Source organism: Cellulomonas sp. P4_H12 (genome assembly GCF_056400905.1).
The window spans coordinates 1-8,543 of the sequence record NZ_JBFUKJ010000057.1 but is presented as its reverse complement, the minus strand read 5'-3'; the positions used below and the strand labels follow the sequence as shown (position 1 = coordinate 8,543).

General features: G+C 72.1%; 8 protein-coding genes, 1 tRNA gene and 1 pseudogene. 5 read left to right on the top strand and 5 right to left on the bottom strand.

Translation table 11 applies throughout. The annotated features are described in order from the left end of the window. The 4 genes from AC1DQC_RS19590 to AC1DQC_RS19575 form a co-directional block, all read left to right on the top strand. A partial coding sequence (locus tag AC1DQC_RS19590; protein WP_477052903.1) for a sensor histidine kinase occupies nucleotides 1-1,419 on the top strand: 1,419 nt, incomplete at its 5' end. Then, nucleotides 1,419-2,105, top strand: a complete 687-nt coding sequence (locus AC1DQC_RS19585; RefSeq protein ID WP_477052902.1) for a response regulator — start codon at nucleotides 1,419-1,421, stop codon at nucleotides 2,103-2,105. The genes AC1DQC_RS19590 and AC1DQC_RS19585, both read left to right, overlap by 1 nt. Nucleotides 2,106-2,245: 140 nt before the next feature. Next, complete coding sequence (locus tag AC1DQC_RS19580) at nucleotides 2,246-2,857, top strand: winged helix-turn-helix transcriptional regulator (protein WP_477052901.1); 612 nt, start codon at nucleotides 2,246-2,248, stop codon at nucleotides 2,855-2,857. Continuing rightward, complete coding sequence (locus tag AC1DQC_RS19575) at nucleotides 2,854-3,654, top strand: SDR family NAD(P)-dependent oxidoreductase (RefSeq protein ID WP_477052900.1); 801 nt, start codon at nucleotides 2,854-2,856, stop codon at nucleotides 3,652-3,654. Before AC1DQC_RS19580 ends, AC1DQC_RS19575 begins: the two co-directional genes overlap by 4 nt. Before the next feature lie 299 nt (nucleotides 3,655-3,953). Here AC1DQC_RS19575 and AC1DQC_RS19570 read toward each other — a convergent pair whose 3' ends face one another. Next, complete coding sequence (locus AC1DQC_RS19570) at nucleotides 3,954-4,688, bottom strand: TetR/AcrR family transcriptional regulator (protein ID WP_477052899.1); 735 nt, start codon at nucleotides 4,686-4,688, stop codon at nucleotides 3,954-3,956. Between the two features lie 97 nt (nucleotides 4,689-4,785). Here AC1DQC_RS19570 and AC1DQC_RS19565 point away from each other — a divergent pair, with 97 nt between their 5' ends. Then, on the top strand, nucleotides 4,786-6,240 hold the full coding sequence (locus tag AC1DQC_RS19565) for an MFS transporter (protein ID WP_477052898.1): 1,455 nt from the start codon (nucleotides 4,786-4,788) through the stop codon (nucleotides 6,238-6,240). A 469-nt stretch (nucleotides 6,241-6,709) separates the two neighbouring features. On the opposite strand, the gene AC1DQC_RS19560 is transcribed toward AC1DQC_RS19565, so the two are convergent. From AC1DQC_RS19560 to AC1DQC_RS19545, 4 genes and pseudogenes are all read right to left on the bottom strand, one after another. Next, nucleotides 6,710-6,782 (bottom strand) — tRNA-Ala (locus AC1DQC_RS19560). 71 nt (nucleotides 6,783-6,853) lie between these two features. Continuing rightward, nucleotides 6,854-7,552 (bottom strand): histidine phosphatase family protein, encoded by a 699-nt coding sequence (locus tag AC1DQC_RS19555; protein WP_477052897.1) that lies wholly within the window; start codon nucleotides 7,550-7,552, stop codon nucleotides 6,854-6,856. Next, the gene (gene rsfS, locus AC1DQC_RS19550) at nucleotides 7,549-7,938 is read right to left on the bottom strand and encodes a ribosome silencing factor (RefSeq protein WP_456847472.1); all 390 of its coding nucleotides are present in this window, start codon (nucleotides 7,936-7,938) and stop codon (nucleotides 7,549-7,551) included. The genes AC1DQC_RS19555 and rsfS overlap by 4 nt, the downstream gene beginning before the upstream one ends. A gap of 18 nt (nucleotides 7,939-7,956) precedes the next feature. After that, nucleotides 7,957-8,543 (bottom strand): annotated as a pseudogene (locus AC1DQC_RS19545) (hypothetical protein); the annotation flags it as partial.

The window sequence follows — 8,543 nt, the reverse complement described above, 5'->3', positions numbered from 1 at the left end:
AAGGCGCGCGGGGGCCGCCGACGACCACGGCGCTCGCCCCTGTCCCGGTCGCGACGGCTCGCCGGGTGGACCACGGCGCTGCTCGGCCCGGTGCTGCTCACCGTGCTGCTCAGCGCCCTGCGGGACGTGGTGAGCCTGCCCACCGAGCTCATGCTCTTCCTCGCGCTGACCGTGCTCGTGGCGCTGGTCGGCGGGTTGTGGCCGGCGATCGTCAGCGCGGTCGTGGGGTTCCTGCTGCTCAACTGGTTCTTCATCGTGCCCACCGGCATGCTCACCATCGCCCAACCCGAGAACGCGCTGGCACTGACCGTGTTCGTGCTGGTCGCGGCGGCCGTCGCCTCCGTCGTCGACCTCGCGGCCCGGCGCACCGCCGAGGCCTTCCGGGCGCGCGCCGAGGCGTCCGCCCTGGCCGCGGTCTCCCGGTCCGTGCTGACCGGCCAGGACACGGCCGCCGCCCTGGTCGCCCGGCTGCGCGAGACGTTCACGCTCGAGGCCGTCGCCCTGCTGTCCAAGAACGGCTCCGGGTGGGACGTCCTCGCCACCGACGGCGCCGACCCGGCCCTGGACCCCGAGGCAGCGCAGGCCGTCCTGACCGTGGACGACGACCGGGTCCTCGCGCTCACCGGCCGCGTCCTGCCGGCGAGCGACCGCCGCGTGCTCGAGGCGTTCGCCTCACAGGTCGGCATCGTGCTCGAGCACGACCGCCTGCGGGCGCAGGCCGAGCAGGCACGGGTGCTCGGCCAGGCCGACGCCACCCGGACAGCACTGCTCGCCGCGGTCTCCCACGACCTGCGCACCCCGCTGGCCACCATCCGCGCCTCGGTCGACGGCCTCACCTCGACCGATCTGCACCTCGGCGAAGCCGACCGCGAGGTCCTCGTCGGCACCCTGGAGGAAGCCACCGCGCGGCTCGAGCGGCTCATCGACAACCTGCTCGACCTGTCCCGGCTGCAGACCGGCAGCGTCCGTCCGGTGCTCCGCCCCACCAGCCTCGACGAGGTCGTCCCCTTCGCGATCGACGGCTACCCGCCGGGCGCCGTGGTCCTCGACGTCCCCGACGACCTCCCGCTCGTGCACACCGACCCCGGGCTGCTGGAACGCGTCATCGCCAACCTCGTGTCCAACGCCGTCCGGCACGCACCCACCGACAACCCCGTGATCGTCAGTGCCGCAGTCGTCGGCGGCGGGATCGTCGTGCGCGTCGTCGACGGCGGCCCCGGGATCTCCGACGAGCTCAAGGAGCACATGTTCGACGCGTTCCAGCGCCTCGGCGACACCACAGGTACCGGGCTCGGGCTCGGGCTGGCCGTGGCCGACGGACTGTCCACGGCGGTCGGCGCGGAGCTGACCGTCGAAGACACCCCCGGCGGAGGTCTGACCATGCTCGTCAGCGTCCCCCTCGCCCAGGTCAGCGTCTGATGGCTGGGAACAAGATCCTCGTGGTCGACGACGAGCCGGGGCTGGCCCACGCGCTCGCCATCACGCTCCGAGCCTCGGGCTGGGACGTCGCGACCGCCGGCGACGGCGCGTCGGCGATCTCGTCGGCCGCGAACCGCGCACCCGACGTCATCCTGCTCGACCTCGGCCTCCCCGACATGAGCGGTCTGGACGTCATCGCCGCGGTGCGCGGCTGGAGCCGCGTGCCGATCGTCGTCCTGTCCGCTCGCCAGCACGGCGAGGACAAGGTGGACGCCCTCGACGCCGGAGCCGACGACTACGTCACCAAGCCGTTCGCCATGAACGAGCTGCTCGCCCGCCTCCGGGCGGCGATCCGCCGGTCGAACGCGCCGGCCGAGACGGACGACGCGGTCGTGGTCGCCGGCGCACTCACCGTCGACCTGGCCCGCCGCCGCGTGCTGCGCCAGGGAAACGAGGTGCGGCTCAGTCCGACGGAGTGGTCGATGCTCGAGGTCCTGGTGCGCAATCGCGGCCGGATGGTCGGACGACGCCAGCTCCTGCACGAGGTCTGGGGGCCCGGCTACTCCGACGAGACGCACTACCTGCGCGTCTACTCCGCGTCCCTGCGCCGCAAGCTGGAGGACGACCCGTCCCACCCGCGCCACATCGTCACGCAGCCCGGCATGGGCTACATCTTCGAACCCTGAGGCAGGTCGGGCGGAGCACGGGAGCGCCGGAGGTGAACCCGCCACGTCCGCAGCCTGCGCCGCACCGTCTCCGTCAGGCACGGCGTGCTGGGACGGTGGTCCACGTTGACGCTTGAGAAAATCAACTGCATGCTGAACCGGTGAGGTCGTACGGGCAGTACTGCGCGATCGCGAGGGCCCTCGATGTGATCGGGGACCGCTGGACGCTGCTGATCGTCCGCGAGCTGCTGGCGGCACCGAAGCGCTATTCCGAGCTACGAGCGGGCCTGCCTGGCGTCGCCTCCAACCTGCTCGCCGACCGGCTCCGCGACTTGGCAGCCGCCGGTCTGGTGGAACACGACGACCGCTACGCGCTCACCGAACGAGGCCGCGCGCTCGACGACGTCCTCCAGTCTCTGTTCCGCTGGGGCGTGCCACTCATGGCGACCGGGCAAGGCGATGACACCTTCGACCCACAGTGGCTGGCGGGCGCGCTCCGGCGCGTGTACGCCGGCGCGTCCTCGGAGCAGCCGATCAGGATCGAAGCCCGGTCCGGCGACGGGATCGCCACGATCTCCATCGGCCCGACCGGCCCCGCGGTGCTGCCGCAGCCGGCGATCGATCCGGACGCCCGCATCGCCGGGCCACCCGATCATGTCCTCGGCGTCCTCTCCGGGCTCCTGGATCCCAGCGACGCCGAGGTCGTCATCACCGGCGACGTCTCGACGCTCGAACGCGCCCTTGCGGCTCGGAACACGGCCACACGACCGTGACGACTCCCCGGGCCGGCATCCGGTTCGCCCAGCGCTACGGCCCCGTCGCCGTGGTGACGGGGGCTTCCTCGGGCATCGGCCGCGCGCTCGCCGTCGAGCTCGCAGCGCGGGGCGTCGACCTCGTGCTCGTCGCGCGACGCGTCGACACCCTCCGGGCGCTCGCCGCTGAGCTCGAGGAGCGCCACGACATCGAGACGACCGTCGTCCCGATCGATCTGGCACGCTCGACCGGCGTCGCGGAACTGGCCGCCGCGACGGCAGAGCTCGACGTCGGACTCCTCGTGGCCGCCGCCGGCTTCGGGACCTCCGGGCCGTTCATCGCGGGCGACCTCGCCGACGAGCTCGACATGCTCGCAGTGAACTGCACTGCCGTCACTGCGCAGGCGCACTACTTCGCCGGACGGTTCGACGCGAGGGGACGCGGCGGGATCATCCTGCTCAGCTCGATCGTCGGGTTCCAGGGCATGCCCCTCGCAGCGCACTACGCCGCAACCAAGGCCTACGTCCAGACGCTCGGCGAGGCGCTGCACGTCGAGCTGTCCGCTCGGGGCGTCGACGTCCTCGCCGCCGCGCCAGGACCGACCGCCAGCGGGTTCGGTGCCCGGGCCGGCATGAACCTCAGCGGCGGCAGCGACCCGGCCGACCTCGCCGCCCCGATCCTCGACAGCCTCGGGCGCCGACCCACTGCTCTCCCGGGTCCGAGAGCGAAGGTGCTGCGCACCTCGTTGGCGCCGCTCCCTCGCCGCGTCCGCGTACGGATCATGGGTCGCCTCATGGCCTCGATGACCCACAGATGACGGGGCCCACCCCGACGAAAGCCGGCCGCGACCGCCCGCCCGCCCGCGAGTAGGACACCGTCGCCTCGGTCCGCAGGAACACTCGACACGTCCTGTCGTCAGCTCGCCGAGGGTGGCCGTCATGTTGGCGACACCCGACGAGGGCGCCGAACATGCCTCATCGAGCCTGCCGACCAGATACGGCGGGCTCGGAGCGGTGGACACGTCTCGATCTCGCGCCGCCCTTTCGCGAACGACCGGGCCAGACCAGACGTACCGCAGCACGATCCGGTGTCACGTTCTCGCCTGGAGATGAGCAGCTAGGCGCCGGCCCGCTGCCGGAGCCCCGCGAGGAGCAGGTCGAGCCCCGCGCGGAACTGCTCACCGTCGTCGTGAGCGGCGAACTCGTCGGCGATGTGATGGAGGAACGGGTACTCGTCGGCGCCCAGGCTGCGCATCTGCTCCCGGAAGCCCGCGACGAACTCCTCTCGGTCGACGATCCCGTCCCGCACCTCCTGGGGCGGGTCCTGGCCGCGGTCGGCGGCGACACCCACGACGTACGCCATGATCGCCGCGATGCCGTCGAGCTGCTGCCTGGGCGTCAGGTCGAGCCGCATGAGCTCGCGGCCCATCCGGTCGTAGAACGCGAGGCCATTGGGCTGCGTGCCGCTGTCCTGCAGGAAGTAGGCACCGAGCCACGGGCGGTTCACGGTCGCGGAGTAGAAGGCGATCGCCATCTCCCGCACCTCGGCGATCGGGTCCTCGCCGGTTCCGAGGTGCGCGGTCTGCGCCAGGACGCCAGCGAGCACACTGTCCGCCGCACGCTCGAGGAGCTCGTCCTTGCTGGACACGTACCAGTAGATGGTGCCGACTCCCGTGCCCAGACGTGCGGCGAGAGCGCGGAACGTGAGCCCGCCTGCGCCTGCCTCGTCGAGCAGCGCGACGGACTCGGAGACGACGGCCTCCAAGGAGTGGGACGCCCGTCGCCGGCCGCCCGATCCGCGGGCCCCGCCGCGTGGACGGTCCGGAACTGGCGCCTGTGACGCATCGCTCACGTCGTTCTCCGTTCGCATGGTTGCACTATATCGAACATCGTTCTAGCGTATAGAACAGCGTTCGATGAACGAACACGGTTCTACCGAAGGACATGCCATGACAACTCTCACCGCTCCTGCCCCGCAGCGGACCTACCCGTCGCTCCGCGCCGCGTGGATCCCGATGTTCGCCCTCTGTCTCGCGTTCTTCGTCGAGATGGTGGACAACACCCTGCTGACCATCGCCCTGCCGACCATCGGCCGGGACCTCGGCGCCGGCACCACCTCGCTCCAGTGGGTCACCGGCGCGTACTCGCTCACCTTCGGCGGCCTGCTGCTCACGGCCGGTTCCGTGGCGGACCGGCTCGGCCGGCGCCGCGTGCTGCTGTGGGGGCTGGCGGGGTTCGGGCTCATCAGCCTGTTCGTCGTCGGCGTCTCCACCGCAGGCGAGCTCATCGCCCTGCGCGCCGCACTGGGCATCGCTGCTGCCGCGATGGCGCCCATCACCAACTCGCTGGTGTTCCGCCTGTTCGACGCGGCCGAGCTCCGGATGCGCGCGATGACCGTGATGATCGTCGTCGGCATGAGCGGATTCATCCTCGGGCCGCTGCTCGGCGGCACCGCCCTGGCCCACGTCGGCTGGCAGTGGCTGCTGCTCGTGAACGGTCCGATCGCGCTCCTCGCCTGGATCGGCGTGCGCAAGGGCGTCGCGCCCGACGACGCCGCGGGCCTGACGAAGGACCGCCTCGACCTGCCGGGCTCGATCCTGAGCGTCGCGACCATCGGCCTGGCCTGCTACACCGCCACGAGCGGCGTCGAGCACGGCTGGGTGTCCCTGTGGACGTTCGCCTCCGGGCTCGGGGCCGTCCTCGCCCTGCTCGCGTTCATCTGGCACGAGCGCCACACCGCGCAGCCCATGCTCGACCTCGACGTCTTCCGCAACGGCACCGTCCGCGGCGCGAGCATCGCCCAGATCGGTACCTCGGTGGCCATGGCGGGAGTCATGTTCGGCCTGATCCTGCACTTCCAGTACGCGTACGGGTGGAGCCCGATGCGCGCCGGCCTCGCCAACCTGCCCCTGATCCTCACCATGATCGCCGCCACGCCCATCTCCGAGGGCCTCGCCAAGCGCTTCGGCCACCGGATCGCGTGCCTCATCGGCGCCGTCCTCCTGGCCGGGTCGCTGGGCGGCCTTGCCTGGGGCGTCGAGCACGGCTACCTCGCCATCGCGTTCTTCATGGTCACCTTCACGATCGGCCTGCGCACCGTGATGACGATCTGCGCCGTGGCCCTCGTCGAGGCGATGCCCGAGACCCGCACGTCCCTCGGCGCCGCCCTGAACGACACGGCCCAGGAGGTCGGCACCAGCGTCGGCACCGCGGTCGTCGGCACCCTCATCGCGGTCCTCGTGACGACGGTGCTGCCCGCCGGGGTGTGGGGAGCAGATCTCGTGCAGTCCTTCTTCCATGGCGAGCGCGTCGTCTACCTGACCCTCGCCGTCGTCGTCGGGCTCATCGCGGGCGCTGGGGCGCTCTCCCTGAGCAGCTCGCGCTCGGTCGACGAGCACGCGTGAGGCAACGCCGCACCGGCGCGCTGAGCTAGCGCGCCGGTGGGGCGAGATGGACTGACTCGCTGCGTTGTCGACGCGGTCGATGGGCGTTGGCCGCCGATGCCGAGATGGGCACCGATCGTGCCGATGACGTCCGTCATCCGCCGCCACCAGCAGGAGTTGAGCCGTTGCGGACATCTGCGGACCTGCTCGATTCCCCTTGGGCCGCGACGACGTTCCTCATGACGGATGAACCGTGCGATGACGGGAGCGGTCGGACCAACACTCCCCGCTACCTCGATGGCTCGGTGGCCGACGTCACGTTGGTCCCATGCCAGCAGGTGTGCGGCACTCAGCCCAACACGCGCGAGGAGGTCCGGGGCGGCCCCTCGAGAGACCGAGTCGGGACCGATAAGTGTCCATTAAAAGTCCAGTGGCCACGTCAGGCTCCTAGGTTCAGGATCCCGGCGTGGCCTCTGACCAGCACTTTCGGTGGAGCTGAGGGGATTCGAACCCCTGACCCCCTGCATGCCATGCAGGTGCGCTACCAGCTGCGCCACAGCCCCGCAGCCCCCCGAGGGGGACCACTCACGCCCGTAGGCGCTCGGAGAGTTTAGAACGAACGCGCTCCGAAACGCTAATCGGGGTCGCGGGTCTCGGAGTCGGCCTCCGAGTCGTGCTTGAGGTCGGGTCCGGCGTTCCAGTCGCTCGACGCGTCGGTGGGCCCCAGGTTGTAGCCGACCATGCGCCAGGGCGGCGCGAAGTCCCCGCGGGTGGCGACGAGCTCGGTCCAGTGGACGTTGAGCATGCCCGTGAAGCCGTGCCAGTCGGTCGGCATGCCCAGCAGGTCACCGACGGCGCAGCTGATCGCCGAGCCGTGCGAGACGACGACGAGCGTGTCGTCCGGGCCGAGCGCCGCGGCGTGCTCGAGGATCCCGACGCGGACGCGCTGGGCGACCTCCGCACGGGTCTCGGCGCCGACGCCCTCCGGTTGGCCGCCGGCGCGCCAGACGGCGAACTCCTCGGGCCAGTCCCGCTTGAGGTCGTCTCCCGTGAGGCCCTCCCAGAGCCCGAAGGCACGCTCCCGGAGCCGGGCGTCCACGACGAGGTCGAGGCCAGCCGCACGCGCGACGAAGCTGGCCGTCTCGTGCGCGCGGCTGAGGTCGGACGTGACGATGGCCGTCGGCTCGTGCCGCGTCAGCAGCCGCGCGGCGGCGGTGCGGGCCTGCCAGCGACCGACGTCGTCGAGCGGGATGTCCACCTGGCCCTGCAGGCGCGCCTGCGAGTTGTACGCCGTCCGGCCGTGCCGGACCAGCAGCAGGCGTCCCGCCGTCACGCGTCGGCGCCCTGGTCGGTCCCCCGCGCGTCAGCGGGGAGGTCGATCACAGGGCAGTCCTTCCACAGCCGCTCGAGGGCGTAGTACACCCGGTCCTCGGCGTGCTGCACGTGCACCACGACGTCGCCGAAGTCGACGAGCACCCAGCGGCCCGCGCCCTTGCCCTCGCGGCGGATCGGCTTGGCACCGAGCTTGAACAGTGCCTCCTCGACGGCGTCGACGATCGCGCCGACCTGGCGCTCGTTGCTGCCGGAGGCGATGAGGAAGACGTCGGTGAGCACGAGCTGCTCGCTGACGTCGAGCGCGATGATCTCCTCGGCCTTGATGTCGGAGGCGGCGCGAGCGGCCGCCACGGCCAGCTCGATCGCTCGTTCGGTCGCAGCCACGGGTCTCCTCGGTGTCGGTCAGGCAGGACCGGCCGGGAGGCCGGTCAGGACGTGCGTCTGGTGGGTGCCGGCGGGTGCCGCGGCACTGGTGCCGGCGGCGGCGTCGTCGCGCTGGCTGAGCAGCAGGACGATGAGGAAGCCGAGCACGAACGCCACGAGCGCGAGCACGATGAGGTGCAGCCAGGTGTACGGGTGCCGGGGCCGCTCGTCGTCGTAGTCGTCCGGGTCGTCGTCGTCCTCGTCGACGCTGCCGCCGACGGAGGAGCCGAGCGAGTCCGGCAGCGGGGCGAACGCCGGGGCCGCCGGATCCCCGCCTGCGCGGGGCGCCGGCACCGTACCGGCCGACAGGCCGGTGGGCGCCCAGGCCGCCGGTGCGGCGTCCGTCGGGGACGGGGCCGGCGCGGCCGACCATGTCGGCTGGCCGCTCGGCTGGTCCGGCCGGCCGGCCGCGGGTGCGGTCGGGGTCCGGGTCGCCGAGGGCGTCGGCTGCCACGCCGCGGGCGCTGGCGAGGCGGCCTGCTGCCACGGGGCCGGCTGCGCGGCGGGGGCGGACGGMGTGCTCGGCTGCCAGGGCGCGGGCTGCGGTGCGGGCTGMGGTGCGGGGA